The following is a 22,329-nucleotide window of genomic DNA, read 5'->3' as shown; positions in this document are numbered from 1 at the left end:
CGTGTCTTCCGGGCGCGGGCCACCGGCGCCCGTCGCGAACCCGCGCCCGTCCGAAGCGGTATACAGGTCTTCGTGGAACTGGACAGGCTGGATCGCGACATCATCGGGGCGCTCGTCGAGGACGCCCGCGCCACGTACGCGGAGATCGGACAGCGGGTCGGCCTGTCGGCGTCGGCGGTGAAACGCCGGGTGGACCGGCTGCGCGAGACCGGCGCCATCACCGGGTTCACCGCCCGGGTGGAGCCCGCGGCGCTCGGCTGGACCACCGAGGCCTACGTGGAGTTGTTCTGCGCGGGCAAGACCTCGCCGTCGGAGATCGGGGTGGCCATCGGCCGCCATCCGGAGGTGGTCTCGGCGTGCACCATCACCGGTGAGGCCGACGCGCTGCTGCACATCAGGGCCACCGACGTGCGGCACGTGGAGAGGGTGATCGAGCGGATCGCCTCCGAGTCGTTCGTGGTGCGGACCAAGAGCTCCATCGTGCTCTCCCGGCTGATCGAGGCGCCCCTGGTGACCTCGCGCAGCGAGCCCTTCATCGCCCCGCACAACGAATCGACGTTTCTGACCTGAACCACGCGGGAAACCCGCGCCGACGCGCAAAAGCAGGCTCTTGGCCTGCGAGAACGCGCTTCCTAGGCTGATGACGCCGCCATCGGGACCGTGATGGGCGGCTGTCACCACGACCTTTCACGCGCGGGGGTTATCCATGACCAGGCACTACCTCATGTGTCGGCCCGACCACTTCGCGGTCGAGTACGCGATCAACCCGTGGATGCACCCCGAGGCCGGGGCCGACCGCGAGGTGGCGATCCGCCAGTGGGAGGCGCTCAAGAGCGTCTACGAGGAGCTCGGGCACCGCGTCAGCCTCATCGACCCGGTGGAGGGCCTGCCGGACATGGTCTTCGCCGCCAACGGCGCGCTGGTCGTGGACGGCCGCGTGTACGGTGCGCGGTTCACCCACCCGCAGCGCGCGGCCGAGGGACCCGCGTACCTGCGCTGGTTCGTCGACAACGGCTACCGGCGGGTCCGTGAGGCGGCCTTCACCAACGAGGGCGAGGGGGACTTCCTCACGCTCGACCACCTGGTGCTGGCCGGGACCGGGTTCCGTACCGACATCACCGCGCACAAGGAGGCCCAGGAGTTCCTCGGCCGCCCGGTGGTGACGCTGCAGCTGGTGGACCCCCGGTTCTACCACCTGGACACCGCACTCTTCCCGCTTAACGGACATAACGTGGCATACTTCCCGGAGGCTTTCTCTCCTGGAAGCCAGGAGGTGCTCCGCACCCTCTTCCCCGAGGCCGTCATCGCGAACGAGGACGACGCGGCCGTGCTGGGCCTCAACGCCGTCAGCGACGGCGTCAACGTGGTGATCAACGCCGAGGCCTCCGACCTGCAGCTCGAACTCAAGCGCCGGGGCTTCGAGGTCATCGCGGTGGACCTGTCGGAGCTTCGCAAGGCGGGTGGCGGCCCCAAGTGCTGCACGCTGGAGATCCGGGGACAGGGCGGGGCATGACAACTACAGACCAGACGTACCGGGCGGACCGGGCATATCGGGGAGGGGCGGATCATCGGATGACCGGCACCGACGAGTTCATCGAGCTGAGCGAGCGCCGCAGCGCGCACAACTACCACCCCCTGCCCATCGTGATCCACGAGGCGCGGGGCGCCTGGGTCGTCGACGTGGAGGGCAGGCGGTTCCTCGACTGCCTGTCCGGCTACTCCTCCCTGAACTTCGGGCACGGCAACCCGAAGATCATCGCAGCGGCGCAGGAGCAGCTGTCGCGGCTCACCCTGACCAGCCGCGCCTTCTTCCACGACCAGTTCGCCTCCTTCGCCGCCGGGCTGGGCGACCTCACCGGCAAGGACATGGTCCTGCCGATGAACACCGGCGCCGAGGCCGTGGAGACCGCGATCAAGGTGGCCCGCAAGTGGGGCTACGAGGTCAAGGGCGTGGCCGCCGAGCAGGCCAACATCATCGTGATGGAGGACAACTTCCACGGCCGGACCACCACGATCGTCGGTTTCTCCACCGACCCGGACGCCCGGGGCGGCTTCGGCCCCTACTCCCCCGGCTTCAGGATCGTGAAGTACGGCTCCGTCGAGGCGATCCGCGAGGCCGTCGACGCCAACACGGTCGCGGTGCTGCTTGAGCCCATCCAGGGCGAGGCCGGGGTGCTGGTACCGCCGAACGGCTACCTCACCCAGGTCCGCGAGCTGTGCACCGCGGAGAACATCCTGATGATCGCCGACGAGATCCAGTCGGGTCTCGGCCGCACCGGCGAGACCTTCGCCTGCGACCACGAGGGCGTCGTCCCCGACATCTACGTGCTGGGCAAGGCCCTGGGCGGCGGCGTCGTCCCGGTCTCGGCGATCACCGCGAACGAGGACGTGCTCGGTGTGATCAGGCCGGGGCAGCACGGCTCCACCTTCGGCGGCAACCCGCTCGCCTGCGCGGTCGCGAACGCGGTCATCGAGATGCTCGGCACCGGCGAGTACCAGGCGCGGGCCAGGGAGCTCGGCGAGGTCATGCACGAGAGGCTGCGCGGGCTGATCGGCCACGGCGTGGTCACCGTGCGCGGGCGCGGCCTGTGGGCGGGGGTCGACATCGACCCGTCGCTGGCGAGCGGGCGTGAGGTCTCCAAGGCGCTCATGGCCCACGGCGTGCTGGCCAAGGACACCCACGGCTCGACCATCCGTCTCGCCCCGCCGATCGTCGTCTCCGAGGAGGACCTCCTCTGGGCGGTCGACCAGCTCGGCGCGGCCCTCGCCGAACTGGCAAAGTGAACCACCCCGGCCGAGCCCGGGCATGACGGAGCCGGTGCGGCTCTCCCGTCCTGGACGGGAGAGCCGCACCGGCTCCTCGTGTTTCCGTCACGCTTCCTCCCGGTCCCCTGGCGGCGGGGACCGGGAGACGACCCCTACGTCGTCCAGCCGTCGCGGGTGGTCAGGCCCAGCCGCCTGCGCCGTTCCTCCTCCGCCACCAGCCAGGCCGGCCTCGCCTTGGCCGGAGGCCGGTAGAGCCGCTTGACGGCGATCCCGCCGAAGACGAAGGACCCGAGAAAGCCGAGCCCGACGAGCGCGTCGAGGATCTCCTGCCCGGACACCCAGGTGTAGGCCAGCAGCACCGCCCAGAGGGAGAACATGATCGCCCCCGGGAGCTGGGCGAAGGGCAGGTTGCGCCACTCCTTCGGCTTGGCCTCGTCGAAGTAGCGCTCGGCCCACGCGCTCTGCGCGTCCGCTCCACGGAACCGGCGATGGTTGACGAACCCGAGGACCGCCATGAGGGCGGTGGCGAGCACCGCCCACACCGGCGCGTGCGGGTACCCCGTCAGCACGGCTGTCTCATCCAAAGAGCTTGTTCCATCCCTTCTTGATCCCGGAACCGATGGACTTGGCGGTGTTCACCACCGGATCTCGCGCCTTGTCGTAGGCGGCGATGGCGGTGTCACCGACGACTCCGCCGACCATACCTCCGATGTAGGCGCCGGCCGCACCGCAGACCGCCGCGAGGACCACTCCGGGGCTGCACGCCGCGGCCCCGATGGTGGCACCCGCGTAGGCGCCGCCGGCCACCGCGGCGCCGCGGATACCGGCTCGCAGGGCTTTCTCGCCCTTGTTGATGTCCTTTCCCTTGTCGGAGTTCCACTGGGTCAGCGCGCCGTCGGCGAAGGTGGTCACCAGTCCGAACCGGCCCAGGAACTTCCCTGCCTTGGCCAGGCGTCCGCCCCACTTGATGCCGCGCGCCTCGACCCTGACCGACTTGGCGTCGTACCACTTGCGCAGCCCGTTCCAGAACCAGCTGGACTTCCAGTTTCCCTGCGGGTAGCTCGCCGCTTTGAGGGCGTAGATGCCACCCATCACCCGCCCCTTCTCGGCGACGTTGGTTCCCCAGGTGTTGAGCATGTCGGACGGGCCGCCGAAGCCGTAGGCGAGCCAGCCGAGCGCGGTGAACTTGCGGGGATCGACGCTGCTGAGGGTGTTGGTCTTGACGGTTTTGCCGTAGGAGGTGCTCACACCGCCGCTCGGCGCCGGGCGGTGCGGCGCACCGCCACCACCGCCACCGTTGCCGCCGCCGCCCTTGTTGCCGCCACCGCCGCCGCCGTTGAGCAGCGCCGCCAGTGCCCGGATGATCGCCAGCAGGGCGGCGATCCAGCTTCCCCAGAACTTGCCGTCCGGGTCGGTGAAGGTGACCGGGTTGTTGTTCGCGTAGGCGTACCCGTTCATCTGCTGGGGGTCCTGCGGGTCGATGATCGGGTCGACGCTGATGAAACGGCCGGTCGCCGGGTCGTACTCACGGGCGCCCAGATGGGTCAGGCCGGTGGAGGAGTCGACGGTGCCGCCGACGAACCCCTTCTCCGAAGGCCATGACCCCGGCGGTGCCCCCCGAAGCTGGCCGAAGGGCTTGAAGCGGCGCTGGGAGACCGCCTGGGTGGCGGCGTTGACCGCGAGCTCACCGGTGCCGTTGTGGTCGTTGGCGACGAAGGTCACCCCCGCCGTGGTCCTGACCGCGACCGCGACCGTGTCGTGGACGTAGTACCTGGTCGCGGCGACCTTCGCGGTCGCGGTGTCCAGCCGGAGCTCCATGCCCGGCAGGTACAGGGTCGTGGCGGTCGGCTCCCTGCGGATCAGCCGGTTGCCGTCGGCGTCGTAGAGATAGGAGGTGACCTTGGCCCCGTCGGTGACCTTGTTCAGCCGTCCCTCGACGTCCCAGTCCAGCTTCTGGTCGACGGCGCCGACCTTACGGCTGGTCGTGTTGCCGGTGGCGTCGTAGCCGTAGCTCTCCACGCGAGCACCCGCGCCCCCGGTCTGGGTCACCGAGGCCAGCGCGTGCGGCTGCGGGGAACCCGCGGCCGGGTAGCCGTAGACACGTTGGGTGTCGGCGGCCCCGCCGACGCCGTGCTCGACCTCCTTCGTCCTGTTGCCCGTCGCGTCATAGCCGAACGACTGCCAGTACGGTGCCACGCCTCCGACGAGGTTCGCCGCGGGCGTGCCGGCGCAGCTCTGGGTGCCCTGCGTCCACGCCTCGGTCATCCTGCGCAGGTGGTCGTAGGAGAAGCACTGGGTGTCCGTGCCGGACCGGGAGACGTCGGAGACCGCGGTGACGTTGCCCGCCGCGTCGTAGGTGTAGGTGGCGTGGCGGTCCACACCGGCGACGTCCTCACGGTCGACCCGCGCCGACTTCAGCCGCTGTGTGCCGTACTCGTAGGAGTTGGTGAGCCAGACCTTCTTGCCTCCGGTGGAGAGCTCGTACTGCTCGGGTTTGCCGGTGAGGCTGTGGATCGACCTGGTCACGTAGGAGGTGAGACCGGAGGTGGCCGTGGGCCGCCGCAGCTCGTCGTAGGAGTAGACGACGGTCTCGGCCGCCAGGCCCCCCGAGGCGGGGAAGGTGGCGGACTGCACCGTGCCGTCCAGCTTGTAGCGGGTGTCGAACTGGTAGCTGCCCCCCAGTTCCTTCTCGGTTTCCGGGACGGTGATCGTGGTCCGGATCGCCCGGTCCAGGTTGTCGTAGGCGTTGACGGTCGTCGTGTACGCCTGGCCGCCCGCGTTCCTGGTGGAGCTGGAGAGCTGCCCCTTGCGGACCGTGTCGTAGGTCCACGCCGTCAGGACGTTGCCGGTCGCGGACCCCTCGCGGACCTCGGTCTTGCGGCCGAGCGCGTCATAGGTGGTGAACAGCTTGGCGCCCCTGGCGTCCTCGGTGGAGGTCACCCGGTCCAGGTCGTCGTAGGCGGACCTGGTCGTGCCCTTGTCCGGGTCGTCCACCCGGATCTCCCTGCCGCGCAGGTCGTAGTGGTGGGTCCAGGTGTTGCCCGCCGCGTCCTCGACCGTGGCGAGCTTGCCCAGCGGGGTGTAGGTGTAGCGGGTCCGGTCGAAGTCGCCGGTCGGCGAGTCCCCCCGATACTGGCGCAGCTCGACGATGTGGTCGCGCGCGTCGGTGAAGGTGGTGACCGGCGTGTCCCCGGTCGGCGGGTCGACCGTGACCCGGCCTCCGGCGTACGAGGTGATCGTGCGCCACTTCTCCTGGGTCTCGCCGTTGCCGACGAGGAACCGCTCGACGGTCACCCGATTGCGGCCGTCGAACTCGAAGACCTTCTGCGACTCGACATTGCCGTCGAAGGCTCCGAAAAGGGTGGTCGAGGGCGCCCCGGTCGAGTAGTACTGCCCGTACTCGCGCGCGACGTTGCCCCGGGAGTCGTAGAGCTTGTCGGAGATCAGCCGCCCGCCGTCCGGCCCCGGGTCCTGGGTCTGACGCAGCCGCAGCCTGCCGTCGTACAGCTCGTAGGTGGGCTCGGTCTGGCCGCCCTCGGCGGTCAGCCGTTTCGTGCCGATCGCGATGATCTGACCGTCGGTCACCCGGTAGCTGAACTCCAGGTTCGGTGTCTGCTTGGCCGCCTTGGAGCGGTCTGCCATCCACACCTTGAGCAGGCGGCCCAGCGCGTCGTACTCCAGGTCGGTCCGCTTGCCTCCGGCGTCCACCTTGACCGTCTCGAAGCCGAAGGCCGGGTCGAGTTCCTCGCTCGTGACGTGGGCCGTACCGGGGTCGCCGGGGGTGACCGGTGGCCCGGTGGTCTTCACCAGCGTGGCCAGGCCCGCGGTGTCGGTGTAGGCGACGGTGGTGACGTTGCCCGCGGCGTCCTTGGTGGTGAGCTCACGGCCGTAGGAGTCGTAGGTGGAGATCTCGGTGGGGACGTACGTGGCGGCGGTGCCGTTGTGGCTCGCTATCTTCTCGACCCTGGTGACCTCTCCCCTGTCCGGCGCCGCGCCGAAGGCTTTGCCGTCGTAGAAGGAGCGCCCGTCCTCGATCACGTGTTTGGACCGGTCGGGCGTGACCGAGCAGGCCACCGAGAGGCTCTCCACCCGCGAGGGGAACTTCAGCATCCAGGCGGTCTTGTCCTGTGCGTACGTGGTCCTGACACACCGGTCGTCGGCCGCCGTGGCCAGGTCGCCCTTGTCGTCGACCTGGGTGGCGAGACCCGTGGCCGGGTCGTAGGAGGTCACGATCTCGGTCTCCCGCCACTTCCCTCCGTCCATCGCGGTCCAGGTGTGGCTCTTGGCGACGTCCGTCAGGTTCGCGGTGACCGTCCCCCAGCTCCTGGTGCGGCCGGCGGTCTGCTCGCGCCACGGGGTGTTGACCGTCTTGACGGCCACCGCGCCGCCGACCCCCTCGTACTCCGTCCGCTTCAGCTCGAAACCCTGCAGCGCCTCGTGGTCGACGTGCGTTCCGCCCTCGCCGTCGGCGACGGAGACCTTCTTGGTGCCGCCGTCGGCGTCGAGCCGGTCACCGTCCATGCCCCGCAGGAACAGGCGCTCGCTCTGGGAGCGCAGGTCGTTCCAGCCTCCCGTCTTGATCCGCACCCGGCCGTAACCGCGCCACTGCGACCAGGTCTTGTACTTCTCCTTGGTCATGCCGTCGTCGTCGTCGTAGTGCCAGGCGGCGCCGTCGAGGTATTCGTAGGTGGTGAGCATGTCCGGCGCCTTGCCGGTCCTGTCGCTCTGCACGACCTGGGTGACCACGTACTTGTGGAACCAGTCCCGGATCGGGTCGGCGTAGCCGGCCGGTGTCCACTTGACCGGGAAGCAGCGCCGGGTGTTGGTCTCCGGCGTCGGCAGCGAGGACAGCGTGCAGTCGGCGTCGGAGTAGTTGACGTCGATCTGGCCACCGGACTCGTCGTAGATCGCCCCGACCCTGTACTTGACGAACGGCGCGATGTCGTCGCCCAGTTTGTCGACCCGGTTCGGCAGCTGGACGTGGTTGAACGTCACCGGGGGCAGCGTGACGGCCGGGGACGCCGCATGACCGGTGTGCTGGATCGACTTGACCAGCAGGGCCCGGTCGATGTCGGCGTCGCCCCAGAGGTGGTCCAGCTTCCAGGAGTCGACGTCCCGGTAGGCTCCGTCCGCCTTCAGCACCTGGGTGGTGACCTTGGTCAGCCGCTTGCGTGACCAGAAGGTGGGCGCCAGTGTGCCCTTGGTGCCCTTGCACTCGGTGCCCGCGGCGCAGTTCAGGTCCCAGGGCACGTCGGGCCACCTGGTCGGATGGTCACCGATCTTGTCCTCCGCGCAGTCGGCGGCGGTCGCCGACAGGCAGCGCTCCGAGAGGCCGAAGACCACCCTGGCCGACGGCTTCGCCGAGAACAGGGTGGCGGCGCGCTGGCCGTAGTCGATCCGGTCCAGCCAGCCGCCCCGCACGTAGGGGGTGTCGTCGGCGGGCTTGAGGTTGCGGCCGTAGCGGTTGCCCTCCTGCGTGTAGAAGTAGGAGATGGCGTTGCCCCGTGGGTCCACGACGTAGTCGAGGTTCCACCGGTAGGCCTGCTGGCACCAGGAGGTGGCGAACGTGGAACCGTGACAGGGCTCGTCGGCGTCGTCGCCGAAGACCGGGTGGGTCCACGTCGACTTCGTCTCCTCCTTGCCGGTGCTCCAGCCGGGCAGGCGGTTCATGCCGAAGAAGTACTGCACGCCCTCGGTGGTGGTCAGCTTCCAGTACTCGCCGTCGTTGTCGCCGTTGGCCTTCCCGGTGTCCTTGACCCGCTCGATACGCGTGCCGTCGTCGTTCTTCATCCGCCAGGTGCCGTCCGCGGCCTGGACCAGCTCGCCGCCCTTGCCGTTCCAGCTGAGGGTGGCGTTGTCGTAGGCCCAGCACTGGTCGCCCGGCGGGGTGCCCCACTGGTCCTTGGGAGCCCCGTCGTCGGCACACGGCTTGTAGCCGCGCTGGATGTAGCCGGGCCAGTAGTCGAATCCCTCTCCCACCCAGGACGGCTGGTTGTTGGTGTTGGACGTGCGGCCGTCCATCGCGCCCGAGGAGTAGCCGATCTCCACCTTGGGCGCGAGCTCACCGGGGACGGGTGGCACCCGCATCGGGTACGACCAGGCGAAGTCGCCCGACTGCTCGGAGACCGCCCAGGTCGACGAGGCCGACAGCGCCGTCGCCTTGTAGTCGCCCTTCTCACTGGACTCCCCCGCCACCGCGGCGAGCACCGTCGCCTGCGGTGCGGCCGTCACCTCGGCCGACAGCGTTCTCGCCTCGGTGTCGTTGCGCGAGGGGATCTCGGTGCCGGTACGGCACTGCGGCGCGTCAGGGGTGGTCAGCGCGCAGGCCGGCAGCTGGACCAGGCGCAGCCGGCTGCCGTAGGACCCGCCGAAACCTCCGGCGAACCCGGAGTAGTCCAGCTCGACACCGACCTGGCCGGTCCCGGGACCGCCCACGGTCAGCACGACCCCGTCCACGCCGGCCCGCCGGGCCGCCGCCCGTTCCAGGACCTGGACCTTCACCTCCTCCACGGGAGGCGCCGCCCCCCTGGCCCGCGATTGGGGAGCTCGTACCCGGACCGGCAGCTTCCCGGCGCGGACCGCCTCCCCGCTCGCCGGTACCTTCGCCTCGGTCACTCCCGGCTCCGGCCAGCCCGCCGGGGCCGGGTCGGGCTCGGCGGCCGCGGGGTCGGGCTTGCGCGGCCTCACCGTCTCCGCCCTGCCGGGCACCACGCGCTCGGCGCTCTCGACCTCGGGACGCTCTCCGTCCGGCCCGGCCCCGGCGTGCGCCGGTGGCGCCACCAGCAGGCCCGCGGCGGTGACCAGTGCCGTGAACACGGCCAGCCAACGCCGGGTACCCGATTCGTATAACCCCTTCATGAAAATCCTCCGCACAGGCGCAGGCCACCGGCCGCCGTACGCGGCGGCCGGGGCACCTCGGGAAATGGGGATGGGAAGGGGATCGCGGGCCGTGGCCCGCGATCCGTTCCTCAGTTCAGGGGCCGGTCTCGGTGTCGAGCTCGTTGCCCGCGGCCAGCATCTGGATCTGCTCCTGTGTGGCGACTCCCTGGAAGGCCCACACGTCGTCGATCACGCCGGGCCAGTACTCGCCCCAGGCGCCGTCGCCCTTGGTCCGGCCGAGCTGCAACCCCTTCGTGGCGTTGAAGCCCAGCACGTTGAACCGCCACGACACCTGCTCCTCGGTCTGTTCCAGCTCCCCGTTCACGTAGAGCCGCATCTCGTCCTGGAGCGCGTCGTAGGCGATCGCCACGTGGTCCCACTCGAAGCCGGACTGGAAGGCCGAGTGCTCCGAGGTGGGGCGGGTGGCTCCGGTGGCGTCGGAGTCCGGCATCTCGATCTGGTAGCCGCCCGCGTTGACCGGATCCGCCGGGTCCGGCCGGTAGCGGAGGGTGAAGGCGCTGTTGACCGCGCCCTCCTGGCTGAAGACCGTCGCCGGCCGGCCGGGACGGCCCGCGCTGGTCACCCAGCCGGCGACGGTGAAGCTGTCGTCCGTGCGCACCACGGGACCGGCGCTGGCCGCGTAGTCGCCGTCGCCGTCCAGGACCAGCGCGCCGGGCGGGGTGCCGACCCAGCCCGCGCCCTGGTCGATGCGGGCGTTGCCGTACAGGGTGACGTGCCGGCCCGCGGTGCCGTCGTCGGCCGCGATGGTCAGCGGGGATCCCGAGGCCAGCGTGGCGATCTCGGAGTCGGTGACGACCTGGTCGAAGATCCGCAGGTCGTCGATCTCGCCGGGGAAGAACGACCCGGCCGCGCCGTCGTAGGAACCCGCGCCCAGCTGCACGGGTCCGGTGGCGTTCCACGGCGTGGTGAACGCCGTGGTCGAGGCCAGCTTGCCGTTGACGTAGAGCCTGATCTGCTTGGCCGCCGCGTCGTAGGTCCCGGTCAGATGCGTCCACACCCCGCCCTGCGGCACCGAGGTGGACTGCGCCCGGATGATCGTGGCGGAGGCGTTGTTCGCGCTGAAACGGTTGAAGATCCACCGGTCGTAGGAGGAGGAGTAGTACAGCTCGAACGCCGGTTTCACCGACGCGGTCTGGGTGGCGATGATCCCCGCGTGGGTGGGTTTGGTGGCGGGGAGCCTCGCCCACGCCGACACCGAGAAGCTCTTGGTGGTGTCGAGCACGGCCCCGGTGGTCTTCAGATACCCGTTCGTGCCGTTGAGGGTGACGGCCTTGCCGGACTTCCCGGTCGTCCCGAAGGTGACGGTGCCGACCTTGCTCGCCGGGTGGACGCCGCCCGCCTCCTCGGCGCGGGTCGCGCCCGCCGCCTCGTCCAGCTTCCAGTACGCCTTGCTCGCCCGGACCGCCGAGGCCGAGTCGTTCAGCTTCCAGCGGGCGTTCACCACCGGGTGCTGGCTGAAGAGGTTGCCGACCTCCTCCGCGGTGACGATCCGGTCGAAGATCCGCAGGTCGTCGATCTCGCCGGGGAAGAACGCGTCCGGGACCGTGCTGTACAGGCTCGCGCCGAGTTGTACCGGTCCGGTGGCGTTCCACGGCGTGGTGAACGCGGTGGTCGAGGCGAGCTTGCCGTTGACGTAGAGCCTGATGTGCTTGGCGACCGAGTCGTACACGCCGACCAGGTGCGCCCACTCCCCGCCCTGCGGCGCGGTGGCCCCTATCGCCCGCACGATCGTGGCGCTCGTGCTGTCGGTGCTGAACCTGTTGAAGATCCACCGGTCGTAGGAGGAGGAGTAGTACAGCTCGAAGCCCGGTCGAGCCGTGCCCGCCTGGGTGGCGATCACTCCGGCGTGGGTGGGTTTGACCTCGGGAAGCCTCGCCCACGCCGACACCGAGAAACTCGTGGTGGTGTTCACCACCGGGGCCGTCGTCCTGGCGTACCCGGTGGAGCCGTTGAACTGCGCGGCGCTCTTCGAGACGCCGTCCACCCCCAGCGTGACGCCGCCGGTGACGGTGGCGGGGAAGGTTCCCCCGACATCCGTGACCTGCGGGGAGTCGATGGGCTCGTCCAGCGGCCACTCCGCCTTCGCCGGCGCCCCGGTCTTGACCCTGAAGGCGTGACGGCCGATCTCGCTGACGTTGCCGGCCGCGTCGAACGCCTGGACCGTGACGTAGTTCAGTCCCGCGTGCTCGGGCGCGATGTCGATCGTCACCGGCCCGCCGTTGGTGGCGGGCTTGCGCTCGTTGGCCTGCGTGGGGTTGCCGTTGATCCCGAACCAGTACTTGACGACGTCGCTGGAGGCGGAGGTGGCGGTGAAGCGTCCGTAGCGGCCCACCCCGTCGTACCACGGGTCGAGCTCGTCCTCGGGATCCGATTTGGGGTAGGCGGTCGAGGCCAGCGCGGGGGCGGCCGGCACGCTCTTGTCATAGGTGTAGTAGCAGCCGGTCGCGTCGCCCGCGTAGCTCCACGGACTGTACTGGTAGCCGTCCCAGGTGCGTACCGACCAGGCGATCGTCTTCTTCTCGGGGATCGTCGAGGGCATCTTGACCTGGAACGTCGATCCGGTGGTCTTGGGGCCGATCCTGCCGGAGGTCCACTTCGTCGCGCCGTCCCAGCTGGCCTGGAACTCGGCGTACACCTTCTTGGCGTCGGCGGAGTCGGAGTCGTGCAGCACCGCCGAGAGCGTCGGGGGCACCCGCACCGCCGGGGCCGGGGAGTAGACGCACTTGCCACCCGGGTCCATCGTCAGGTTGGACATCTTCGGCTGCGGCGGCGGGGTGTTGTAGTTGACCCGGAGCCAGGCGTCGTCGGCGAACCGCTTCCACCCCTTCGGGTCGGTCTCGTACCCGGCCCTGAGTCCGAACGTGGTGGTCGACCACTTGCCCGCCGCGGCGTCCTTCACCGCCGCGGTCGCGTTGAACTCCACGTCGCCACCCGGGCAGTCGGAGGACCAGCCCTTCGCCACGTCCCGGGTGGCGAGGTGTTCGAGCCAGTTGTCCTTGGTGGAGTTCCAGGTCGAGCCCTCGACGAACCCCTTGGTCCGCCAGAGCTGCACGGTACGGCCGTCGCAGGAGTAGGACCAGGTCTCCTTGGCGACGAACTCCGCGGAGATGATGTGCTTGCCCGCGTAGGCGCTGGTGGGCATCCGGTAGAAGATGCGCTTCACGTCCGAGGGCGCGCACCTGGCGTCACCCGAGCAGTAGCCCATGCCGGAGTCGGCCTTGCCGCTGAACTTGTAGTACGACGTGCTCGGATAGGCGCGCGAGACATATCCCCAGGCGGACGCCTTGACCGTCTTCCACACCGGGTCGATGTAGACGGGGAACCGTGTGTCGGGGGCGGTCAGCAGCGTGGTCTCGGGGGTGAGGGTGAGCGAACCGTCCTCGACGGCGGCCCCGACATCGGCCACCTTCGAGGTCGGGGCGGGGCCCCTGGCGAGGTCCTCCTCCGGCTCGGCCGTCGTGCGCCTCGCCGTCTCTGCGGGCGCCGTCTCAGCAGGCGCCGACTCAGCGGGCGTGCTCCCGGCCTGCGTGCCGGAATCCCACATGATCGCCGACGGGGCCTCGAAGACCGCGCCCCCTCCCTCGGTGTCGACGGCACGCAGTCGCCCGTCCGGCTCGGCGCGCACCGCCAGCTCGGTTTCGCCCAGGTCGAAGCCGAGCCGGGCGAGGGCTCCGTTCTCCGCCGCCTCCCTGGTCTTCACGACGAGCGTGTGCGCGAACCCGTCGGTGTCGGCCCGAACGACCAGGTCGATGTCCTTGAGCACCGAGCGGTAGACGGCCGAGTCGCCCTGCAGTTCCGGCTCCGGCAGCTTTTCCGGCCACTTCAGCGACATCTCCCGGCCGGCGCGCGCCATCCGCACCATGGGCTCGTCCCCTCCCCCGGAGAGGGTCAGGTCGACGGTGGAGGCCTTGGGCCCGATGGACCCGTCGGGCCTGCGGATCAGGGTGACGTCCGGCGCCACCCAGGAACTGTCCTGCCGGACCCTGACAGGGCGAAGGTGCTCCACCGCGGTGAAGGAACCGTCGGGATTGGCGAAGACCTCCCTGCTCTCACCTCGCTTGGCGAGGATTTCCGTACTGCGGCCCGTCTCGCGGGCGATCCTGCCGGCCTGCTCATCCGTCGGAGCCACCGGCTCCGCCGAGGAAGCGACGGCTCTCGGAGCCCCTCCATGAACGTCGATCGCAACCGTTGACCCCGTAGCGATAACCCCGGCGGCCAGTACGGCCGCCAGGCCCCGTAACGTTGACATGCGCCTCACCAGAAAAAGAGATGACGGCAGCACAAAGCTGTGTCACCTGGTAGAAAAGGGGCAAATCAGCGCTGATGATCACTATGTAAAACTGAGTGACGTTCGATGTCAACGTTTTTTATGATCAAAACGAGCACGCCCGCGGCCCCCGGTAAGCGATTTCCGCATCCGCCCAGGTGAGTACGCCTCACATACTTCCCGGCGCACGAGAAGAGCGCCGCGGCCCTCTGCCCGGCCCCCGGCCGGAAGATCGCGACGGCCCCCGGCCCTCTTCGGCGCGCGGGGGAACGGAGGGCGCTTCGCTAGCCCTCCTCCAGCTTCACGACGGTGATCTCCGATACCTCGGTTCCCGTGGCGGTGTCCCAGCGGACCGACGTGGGGGCCGTGTCCAGGGAGAGGGTCGCGACCGCGTTGGAGAACCACGGGCCGTCGGTGATCCGCCACTTGAAGGGCGGCTTGGGAATCCTCGCCGTGCGGGAGAGCGTACGGCCGACCAGGCTCGCGATGCCGAACTGGGCGACGATGTTGGCCAGGCGGAGGGTGCGGCTCAGCGGGTTGCGGATCGGGGAGCAGACCAGCTGGTAGACAGGAAGGTCGCGCGCCTTGGCCACGTAGGAGTAGTGCACGTCGCCGGAGAGCATGATCACCGGCTTTCCCAGCCCGGCCAGCAGCTTGGACAGGTCCTCGAACGAGCGGCGGAAGGCCGCCCAGTGCTCCAGGTCGACGGCCTGGCGCAGGGCCTCGGCCCAGCGCGCCACGGTCTTGCCCCAGGCCCCCTGGGCGAGGGCCTCGTTCCAGTTCTGGATGTGGTGAATGCCCGCGGGGAGCAGGAACGGCACCGAGGAGCCGATCACGAAGCGCTTCGCGCCCCCCTTGTGCAGCTGCTCGGTGAGCCACTCCCACTCCACCGGGTCGATCATGCGCCGGTCATCGGGGTCGAGCTGGCGGGAGCAGCGGGAGTCGAGCATGATCAGGCGAGTGTCGCCGAGGTCGCGGGCGTAACTCCACCGGCTGTCGGCGGGAACGTCGTAGGCGTGCTCGGCGAAGGCGTCGAGGACCTCGGCGCCGTCCCCCTCGGCCGCGCACACCTTGCTGAGCAGCTCGTCCGAGGCACGTTCCGCCGGCGACAGGTTACCCAGGTGCTGGTAGACCCAGTAGGCGCCGATCCCGGAGATCACCCGGTGCCGCCACCACGGCACCTCCTCCATCGACGTACGCCAGGAGATGGAGGTGTTGAAGTCGTCGCGCAGGTCGTGGTCATCGAAGATCATCGCGCTGGGCACCGTGGAGAGGAGCCAGCGGATCTCCGGGTCGGTCCACGCCAGGCGGTACAGCTCGGCGTACTCCTCGAAGTCGGCGATCTCCTTCTTCGGCTCGGTGTCCCTGCGGCCCGCGATGAACTCCAGCATCTCCGCGGACGGCTCGTCGGCGTAGACCTGGTCACCGAGCAGCAGCAGCAGGTCGGGCCAGCGCTCGTCGGGCGTCTCGGGCAGCGTGCCACCGTACGCGCGCAGCACGTCCACCCCGTGGGAGATCGTGTACACGAGGTCGTGCGGCACGCTGGTCCGGCAGGAGCCGAACATGACGCGATTCGGACCGTCGGGGCCGAGCAGGCGGATGCGGCTCGGCGGCTGATCGGGCAGGGGCCACACGGTCTCCCCGCCCAGGCGCACCTCGTAGGCGCCTCCGCCCTCCACGTCCACGATCGCGTAGTGGTGACCGTGGACGGTGAACGTCCTCGCCTCCGAGCGCACGCCACCGACCTCGACCGTCACCTCGCACGGCTCGCTCGTCTCCATCCACACCGACGCGCTCGTCTCGTCCACGTAACGCAACATCGGCCCGACCACAAGTTCCGGCACTTTCATCCCCTCGGCTACACAACGGTAGGAATCCTGACCGGATTCTGGAAAATCTATGTTTTACTCCCAGATTGCCCAGGGGAGCAGGCAGATAACAACACACCTCCAGCTCGCAGGCTCGCGACCCGATCCGCGAATCAGTCATGAGAACGAAACACGGCCCGACCCTGCGGGCAAAAAACCGCGCCTAGTCTGATCCTGACCATGTGCCCCGAGCGGAGCAAGGGCGCTTCGCTCACCGTACGGAGGTATCCCTTGAGAACGCTCACGGTGCCGTCGACGACGCCGGCCGCCACCGCTCCCGTCAGTCCCGGCCGACAGGCCCTCGACTCCGCGCTCTTCCAGCTCGGCCGGGCCGCGGACCGGCTGGACCTGGACGACAGCCTGCGCACCATGCTCGCCACCCCCCGCCGCTCGCTCACCGTCTCGGTCCCGGTCCGCCGCGAGGACGGCCGGATGGACGTCGTGCAGGGTTTCCGGGTGCAGCACAACACTACCCGCGGCCCGGCGAAGGGAGGCATCCGCTTCCATCCCCGCACCGACGTCCACGAGGTCACCGCCCTGGCCATGGGCATGACGTGGAAGTGCGCGCTGGCCGGCATCCCCTACGGGGGCGCCAAGGGCGGCGTCTCCCTGGACCCGGCCTCGCTGAGCGCCCGCGAGCTGGAACGGGTCACCCGGCGCTACGTCAACGAGGTCCTGCCCGTCATCGGTCCCGAGCGGGACATCCCGGCCCCCGACGTCGGCACCGACGAGCGCACCATGGCCTGGATCATGGACACCTACTCGGTGAACGCGGGCTACCCGGTGCCCGGCGTGACGATCGGCGGCCCCGTCTCCCCCGGCGGCGCGCCCGACACGGCCGGGACCGCGACCGCCCGCGGCGTGCGGATCGCCGCGCTCAGGGCTCTGGGCGGCTCCCCCGAGGGCCGTACCGTCGCGATCCAGGGCTTCGGCAAGGTCGGCGCCCCCGCCGCGCGCTACCTCGCCGACGCGGGCTGCCTCGTGATCGCGGTCTCCGACCGCACCGGGGCCGTGATCGACCGCTCCGGCCTGGACATCGACGACCTGCGGGCCTGGTCGGAGGAGACCGGCGGGGTACGCGGCTACCGCCGGGCGGACGCGCTGCCGGCGGAGGAACTGCTGGAGCTCGACGTGGACGTGCTCGTCCCCGCCGCCATGCAGGGGGCGATCACCGAGGAGAACGCCACCAGGATCAGGGCCGGCCTGGTCGTGGAGGGCGCCAGCTCCCCCACCACGCCCGGTGCGGACCGCGTCCTCGCCGACGCGGGCGTCACCGTGGTCCCCGACATCCTGGCCAACGCCGGCGGCGTGATCGTCTCCTACCTGGAGTGGCTCCAGAACATGCAGGCGCGTCGCTGGAGCGCGCGCGAGGTCGACGCGAGGCTTCGCGGCATCGTGCGGGACGCGTTCGACACGACCGCGGCGGTCTCCGCCGAGTGCGGGATCACCCTGCGCGAGGCCGCCCATGTGATCGGTGTCGGCCGGGTCGCCGACGCCCACCGGGCACGCGCGCCGCACCCCTGAGACCGTCGGGGACGTGCCGCACACCGGCCCGGACATACCGGCCCTCCCCGGCAGCGGGAACCGGTGTTCCCCCGTCCCGCGTACCGGGTATGCCCGATGGTCCGCGCCCGCCTTCAGAGCGTCGTGGCCCCCGTCCCCGCGTACGAAGGCGCGCCGTCACGCCGCCGCGGCCAGGCGGCCGCGCCACCACGCGAGCGTCGCGGCCAGCGCCTCGTCCATCGGGGTCGGCGCGAGACCGAGGGCCGCCTGGGAGACGTCGGAGTCGAGGACGAAGGGACGGACGAACTGGTAACGCAACTCCTCCAGCTCCCTGAGCATCGGTGAGAAGACCCCGCCGGTGCGCAGCATCCAGTGGGGCAGGGCCTTCACCCCCGGGTTGGGCACTCCCGCGAGCGCGCACAGGCGCTCGGCGACCTCGCGCACCGGCATCGGCTCGTTCGTGGGGACGTGCCACGCGCGACCCCAGGCGCCCTCGCCCTCGCCCACCGCGACCAGGGTCCGCGCGACGTCGGGCACATAGGTCCAGCTGTGCGGCTGGTCGGGGTCTCCGGCGAAGCGGACGGTCCTGCCGGCGAGCAGTGCGGGGACGAACCTCTCCCCGAGGTGCGACTGGTCCAGGCAGCCGGGGCCGAAGTAGTCGGATCCGCGCACCTCGGTCACCCTGACCCGGCCCGCCTCGTGCGCGGCCAGGGCGTCCCGCCACACCTTCACCCGGATCGCGCCCTTGGCGCTGGGCGGGTCGAGGGGGTCGTTCTCCCTCATCGGCCGGTCGGGCGCCGCGTAGACGTACAGGTTGCCGAGGATGACGTATCCGGCGCCGGTGGTCTCGGCGGCTCCCAGCAGGGACGCGGCGAGCGGCGGCCAGTCGCGCGCCCACTCGTGGTAGCGCGGGTTGACGCAGTTGTAGAGGACGGCGGCGCCCCGGGTCAGGGCGGTCAGCTTCTCGCGGTCGCTCACGTCGGCGGCGACCCTGCGGACGCCCGGCAGGTCGGGGCCAGAGCCCGAGCGACTGATGAGGACGACCTCGTGCCCCTGCCCGGTCAGCAGCCTGGCGACCTCCGAGCCGACCTGTCCGGCTCCGGCGATGACGTGCTTGGCCATGATTCCTCTTCCTGTGCGGTGGCTTACCCGTTCCGTTCTGAGAGCAATGCTCTCGCTAGAGAGCACTGCTCGTCAAGAGCAGTGCTCTCGTTTTCTGACAGTGCTCTGATATGGTCGCGACATGAGTTCGAGCCTCACCGCACGCGAGAGGGTCAGGGCCGAGCTGACCCGCGAGATCACCGACGTCGCCCGCAGGCAGCTCGCCGTCGACGGCGCGAGCGGCCTGTCCCTGCGCGCCATCGCCCGCGAGATGGGCATGGCCTCCTCGGCGATCTACCGCTACTTCCCGTCCAGGGACGACCTGCTCACGACCCTGATCATCGACGGCTACAACGCCATCGGCGAGGCCGTGGAGAACGCCGACGCGGCCGTCCCGCCGGAAGACCACGGAAGGCGGTGGATGGCGGTCTGCCACGCCGTACGGGACTGGGCACTCGCCCACCCGCACGAGTACGCCCTGCTGTACGGCTCACCCGTCCCCGGCTACCGCGCCCCCCAGGACACCGTCCCCGCCGCGGTCCGCGACACCGCCGTCTACGGCCGGATCGTCTCCGACGCCCACCGCGCCGGAGCGCTGAACCCGCCCGACACCACCCACCCGCCCGTCCCGCCGTCCTTCCACGAGGACGCCGCACGCGTGCGCGAACTGATACCCGACGTCCCCGACGACGTGGTCGTCCGGGGCCTGATCTCCTGGACCGGCCTGTTCGGCTGGATCAACTTCGAGGTGTTCGGCCAGTTCGACAACGCGATCCTCGACCCCGCGTCGGCCTTCGACCACGCCATGCGCTGCCAGGCCCGCACCCTCGGGCTGTCTGTCTGATACGTCACGAGTTGGCCGGGTAATTCACCCAGCACAGCAGGGCCTCGGCATGGACGCTATTTGTCGTCATGTGTCACACCAGGTTGCAGAGAGGGGGTCGATCGCGCCGTACTCGAGGTATTCGTCCGGTACGAATTCCGGGGTCTTCCTGGCGTCGGTCAGACGGTCACCCGGCGATCCACGGCCCCGAGGGGCCGTGGGACGACGGTCCACGTGAGACCGTGTGAACGGCCGCAGGCCCTCTACCGGGAGAACTTCTTGCGCGCGGCTCCCCGGATGACCTGGCCCGGCCGCTGCTGCTCTCCGTGCAGGGAGGTGAGCACGACGAGCACCCCGGTGACGGCGGGGACGACCCACTGCATGAGACGCAGCTGCTGTTGCGTCTTGGCGACGTCCTCCGGGGTCTCCTTCTCCGGTTTCACGGCCCCCTCCACCGGCACGTCGCCCGCGTCCGCGAGTTTGGCACCGAGCACCCCGGTGTAGGCGGTCGCGGCGAGCGCCCCGGCGGTCAGCACGGCCTTGGCCGCGGTGCTCGCCCCCACCCCGCGCTGATACGCCACGCGCCGCCTGTTGGCGGACAGCAGACCGAGCGAGCCGACGAGAAAGGCGCCGACGCTCGCCGCGCTGACCGGCGCCCACCTGCCCCATCCCGCGTTCGCGACCCGCAGGCGCTCGCTCCTGTCGCTCACCGCGGCGGTGGCACCGTTGAGGCCGATCGCGCCCATCAACGATCCCCCGAACCAGGCGGCCAGCCCGACATCGTGCATCGCGCGCACGACCGTATTGCGTTCCATGCTCTCCCCCTCATCACCAGCGCTGGATTCACGAGTTCTAACGGTGGATATCGCACCGTTATCACTGTGATGGGAGTTGACTACCCTGATCCGATCGTAAGATCCGCTTGTGAGTTGATGTCCGGATCAAGGTTGAGGCTGGGAACGGTCAGGAAGCGAAGACACGGGCGTCGAGGAACGGGGTACGGAACTTGCCCGTGGGATCGAGGTCGGCGGCCAGGCGCCGGAAGTCCGGGAGCCGGTCGTACAGGGAGTTCAGGCGATCGGGTCCCATGAGGAAGAGTTTGCCCCAGTGCGGGCGGGCCTCGAAGGGCTCCAGCGACTCCTCGACCACGGCGAGCACCCGGCTCACCGCGGGCCAGTCCTTCTTCCAGGTGAAGTGGACGGCGACGACGTCCTCGCGGTAGGCGGTGCTCAGCCACAGGTCGTCCGCCGCGACGGTACGGATCTCCGAGATCTGCAGGACGGGGGCGATGACGTCCCTGACCGCGTCCAGCGCGCGGAGCGCGGCGAGGGCGTGGCGGCGCGGCAACAGATACTCCGACTGGAGCTCCTCCCCGCTGCTCGGGGTGAAGTCCAGACGGAAGTGCGGCAGCCGGTCGTACCAGGGGCCGGGGACGCCCATCTGCGCGGTGCAGTTGACGGCGGAGATCCCCGGCAGCGGGTGCCGGTCGGCCGTGGCCGCCGTGGCGTCCAGCCAGCGCGGCGCCGCCTCCCACGGACCGGACTCGTCCTCGCGGCGCTTCACCCACACCTGGTCGATCCGGGGGCCGCTCCAGCCGGTGAACAGGCTCACGCTGTACGCGGCGGAGAGGACCTCCTCGAAGTGCTCCTCCAGACGCGCCCACGGCAGGTTCTCGTAGACGTACTGCCGCACCTCGAAGGCCGGGACGACATCGAGGACGACCCTGGTGACGACGCCCAGCGCGCCGAGGCCGACGACCGCCCCGGCGAAGCGGTCGCCGTCCTTCTCGCGGCTGAGGACGGTGATCTCGCCGTCCGCGGTGACGAGTTCGAGGCCGGAGACCGCGGTGGCCAGGTTGCCGTTGGCGACGCCGGAACCGTGCGTGGCCGTGGCGCAGGCGCCGGCGACCGAGATGTGCGGCAGGGAGCCGAGGTTGGGCAGCGCGTAGCCCTCGCCGTACAGCCACCGGCTCAGCTCGCCGTAGCGCACCCCGCCGCCGACCGTGACCGTGCCCCGCTCCGGGTCGAGTTCGAAGGCGGCGGGCAGGCCCTCCAGCGAGACGAGGTCACCGCCGGGACGGTCGGCGATCTCGTTGAAGGAGTGGCGGGTGCCGAGCGCCCCGATGGCGGCGCTGCCCGCGACCACCTCCTGGAGCTCCTCGACGTCGCCGGGGCGGTGGATCCGCGCGGCGCCGTAAGTGATGTTGCCCGCCCAGTTCAGCAACCCTCTGGTCACGATGTGCCCTCTCCACGCCTCACGCCAGGCCGTACGCGGCGGATGCGCGCCACACGCGGTGATCGTGCCGGGACACGGACTCACTCGGGTGACCGGGCGGGGGCACGGATCGCGGCCGGGCGGTCGCGGTCGTGGCCGTGCGCGAGCACGGCTCATGACCGGTGATCGCGCGAGACACGACGGCGGGCATTGCCGCCCCCAGGTTAGTTCAGAAATGTCTGAACATCACCGGGGGCCCTCATCGGCCGCGGGCCGCGCACTCGATGCAGGTCCTGGCGATCGGGCGTGCCTTCAGGCGCTCCAGGGCGATGGGGCGCCCGCAGTCGTCGCACACGCCGTAGGTGCCCCGCCGAAGTCGCCCCGCCATCTCGTCGAGATCGTCGAGATGGGCTCGCGCCCTGTCGAGCAGGGCCTGGAGATGGGACCGTTCGAAGGCGATCGTCGCCCCCTCCGGGTCGTGCTCGTCGTCATTGCCCACCAGCGCCGACGCCTCGACGAGGTCGTCCCAGTCACGTGTCAGCGCCGCGATCTGGGCCACCGTCCTCTCGCGGTCCTCGGCGAGCAGATCTCGCATCGCCGCCCGCTGGGAGGAGGACAGCACGGTTTTCCCGGGCCGCTCGCCCATCGCCGTCTCCCCCGTCCTGTCGTGGATCCGCTCCTGGCCGTGAGCATCGTCGACCCATGTCATGATGCCACCGACCTGTGTCTTTCCCTCGGTTCAGGGCGCGTGAGGGGAACGGCCCGTACGGCGACGTGGGCACCCTCGCCGCCGTAGGAGCCTTTCGCGGGAACGGGGACCGGGGATCGGGCCCGCCGTTCCACGGCAGGCACGCTCGATCCTCTCCGGCACCGATCAGCGGGCCCTC

13 protein-coding genes are annotated in these 22,329 nt (G+C 70.2%); 5 read left to right on the top strand and 8 right to left on the bottom strand.

Annotated features, from left to right (window positions below):
* Positions 1–72: 72 nt before the first annotated feature.
* The 3 genes from ACFY3D_RS17165 to rocD all read left to right on the top strand — a co-directional run bounded on the left by ACFY3D_RS17165 (position 73) and on the right by rocD (position 2,784).
* On the top strand, positions 73–570 hold the full coding sequence (locus ACFY3D_RS17165) for an Lrp/AsnC family transcriptional regulator (protein ID WP_350944510.1): 498 nt from the start codon (positions 73–75) through the stop codon (positions 568–570).
* A gap of 136 nt (positions 571–706) precedes the next feature.
* The gene (gene ddaH / locus ACFY3D_RS17160) at positions 707–1,513 is read left to right on the top strand and encodes a dimethylargininase (RefSeq protein WP_350944511.1); all 807 of its coding nucleotides are present in this window, start codon (positions 707–709) and stop codon (positions 1,511–1,513) included.
* 59 nt (positions 1,514–1,572) lie between these two features.
* On the top strand, positions 1,573–2,784 hold the full coding sequence (gene rocD, locus ACFY3D_RS17155) for an ornithine--oxo-acid transaminase (protein WP_389980386.1): 1,212 nt from the start codon (positions 1,573–1,575) through the stop codon (positions 2,782–2,784).
* 134 nt (positions 2,785–2,918) lie between these two features.
* Here rocD and ACFY3D_RS17150 read toward each other — a convergent pair whose 3' ends face one another.
* The 4 genes from ACFY3D_RS17150 to ACFY3D_RS17135 form a co-directional block, all read right to left on the bottom strand.
* Positions 2,919–3,350 (bottom strand): hypothetical protein, encoded by a 432-nt coding sequence (locus tag ACFY3D_RS17150; RefSeq protein WP_389980384.1) that lies wholly within the window; start codon positions 3,348–3,350, stop codon positions 2,919–2,921.
* On the bottom strand, positions 3,343–9,624 hold the full coding sequence (locus tag ACFY3D_RS17145) for an RHS repeat domain-containing protein (protein ID WP_389980382.1): 6,282 nt from the start codon (positions 9,622–9,624) through the stop codon (positions 3,343–3,345). Before ACFY3D_RS17145 ends, ACFY3D_RS17150 begins: the two co-directional genes overlap by 8 nt.
* Before the next feature lie 115 nt (positions 9,625–9,739).
* Complete coding sequence (locus ACFY3D_RS17140) at positions 9,740–13,795, bottom strand: LamG domain-containing protein (protein ID WP_389980378.1); 4,056 nt, start codon at positions 13,793–13,795, stop codon at positions 9,740–9,742.
* A 422-nt stretch (positions 13,796–14,217) separates the two neighbouring features.
* Positions 14,218–15,777, bottom strand: a complete 1,560-nt coding sequence (locus tag ACFY3D_RS17135; RefSeq protein ID WP_362898387.1) for an alkaline phosphatase D family protein — start codon at positions 15,775–15,777, stop codon at positions 14,218–14,220.
* 255 nt (positions 15,778–16,032) lie between these two features.
* On the opposite strand from ACFY3D_RS17135, the gene ACFY3D_RS17130 reads away from it, so the two are divergent.
* Positions 16,033–17,325 (top strand): Glu/Leu/Phe/Val dehydrogenase, encoded by a 1,293-nt coding sequence (locus tag ACFY3D_RS17130; RefSeq protein ID WP_389980376.1) that lies wholly within the window; start codon positions 16,033–16,035, stop codon positions 17,323–17,325.
* 156 nt (positions 17,326–17,481) lie between these two features.
* Here ACFY3D_RS17130 and ACFY3D_RS17125 read toward each other — a convergent pair whose 3' ends face one another.
* On the bottom strand, positions 17,482–18,426 hold the full coding sequence (locus ACFY3D_RS17125) for an NAD-dependent epimerase/dehydratase family protein (protein ID WP_389980374.1): 945 nt from the start codon (positions 18,424–18,426) through the stop codon (positions 17,482–17,484).
* A 121-nt stretch (positions 18,427–18,547) separates the two neighbouring features.
* On the opposite strand from ACFY3D_RS17125, the gene ACFY3D_RS17120 reads away from it, so the two are divergent.
* Positions 18,548–19,249: a TetR/AcrR family transcriptional regulator gene (locus ACFY3D_RS17120; protein ID WP_389980372.1), complete on the top strand. Its 702-nt coding sequence runs from the start codon at positions 18,548–18,550 to the stop codon at positions 19,247–19,249.
* A 242-nt stretch (positions 19,250–19,491) separates the two neighbouring features.
* On the opposite strand, the gene ACFY3D_RS17115 is transcribed toward ACFY3D_RS17120, so the two are convergent.
* The 3 genes from ACFY3D_RS17115 to ACFY3D_RS17105 form a co-directional block, all read right to left on the bottom strand.
* Complete coding sequence (locus ACFY3D_RS17115; protein WP_362898395.1) at positions 19,492–20,043, bottom strand: hypothetical protein; 552 nt, start codon at positions 20,041–20,043, stop codon at positions 19,492–19,494.
* A gap of 148 nt (positions 20,044–20,191) precedes the next feature.
* Complete coding sequence (locus tag ACFY3D_RS17110) at positions 20,192–21,463, bottom strand: FAD-binding protein (RefSeq protein ID WP_389980370.1); 1,272 nt, start codon at positions 21,461–21,463, stop codon at positions 20,192–20,194.
* Positions 21,464–21,701: 238 nt separating this feature from the next.
* On the bottom strand, positions 21,702–22,151 hold the full coding sequence (locus tag ACFY3D_RS17105) for a TraR/DksA family transcriptional regulator (protein ID WP_389980368.1): 450 nt from the start codon (positions 22,149–22,151) through the stop codon (positions 21,702–21,704).
* Positions 22,152–22,329 lie beyond the last annotated feature (178 nt).

Origin of the sequence: Streptosporangium sp. NPDC000509 (genome assembly GCF_042898365.1) — a bacterium.
In the GTDB taxonomy this organism is placed as follows: Bacteria; Actinomycetota; Actinomycetes; order Streptosporangiales; family Streptosporangiaceae; genus Streptosporangium.
Note: the sequence above shows the minus strand (reverse complement) of the source record. Positions and strands in the feature narration are given on the sequence as shown.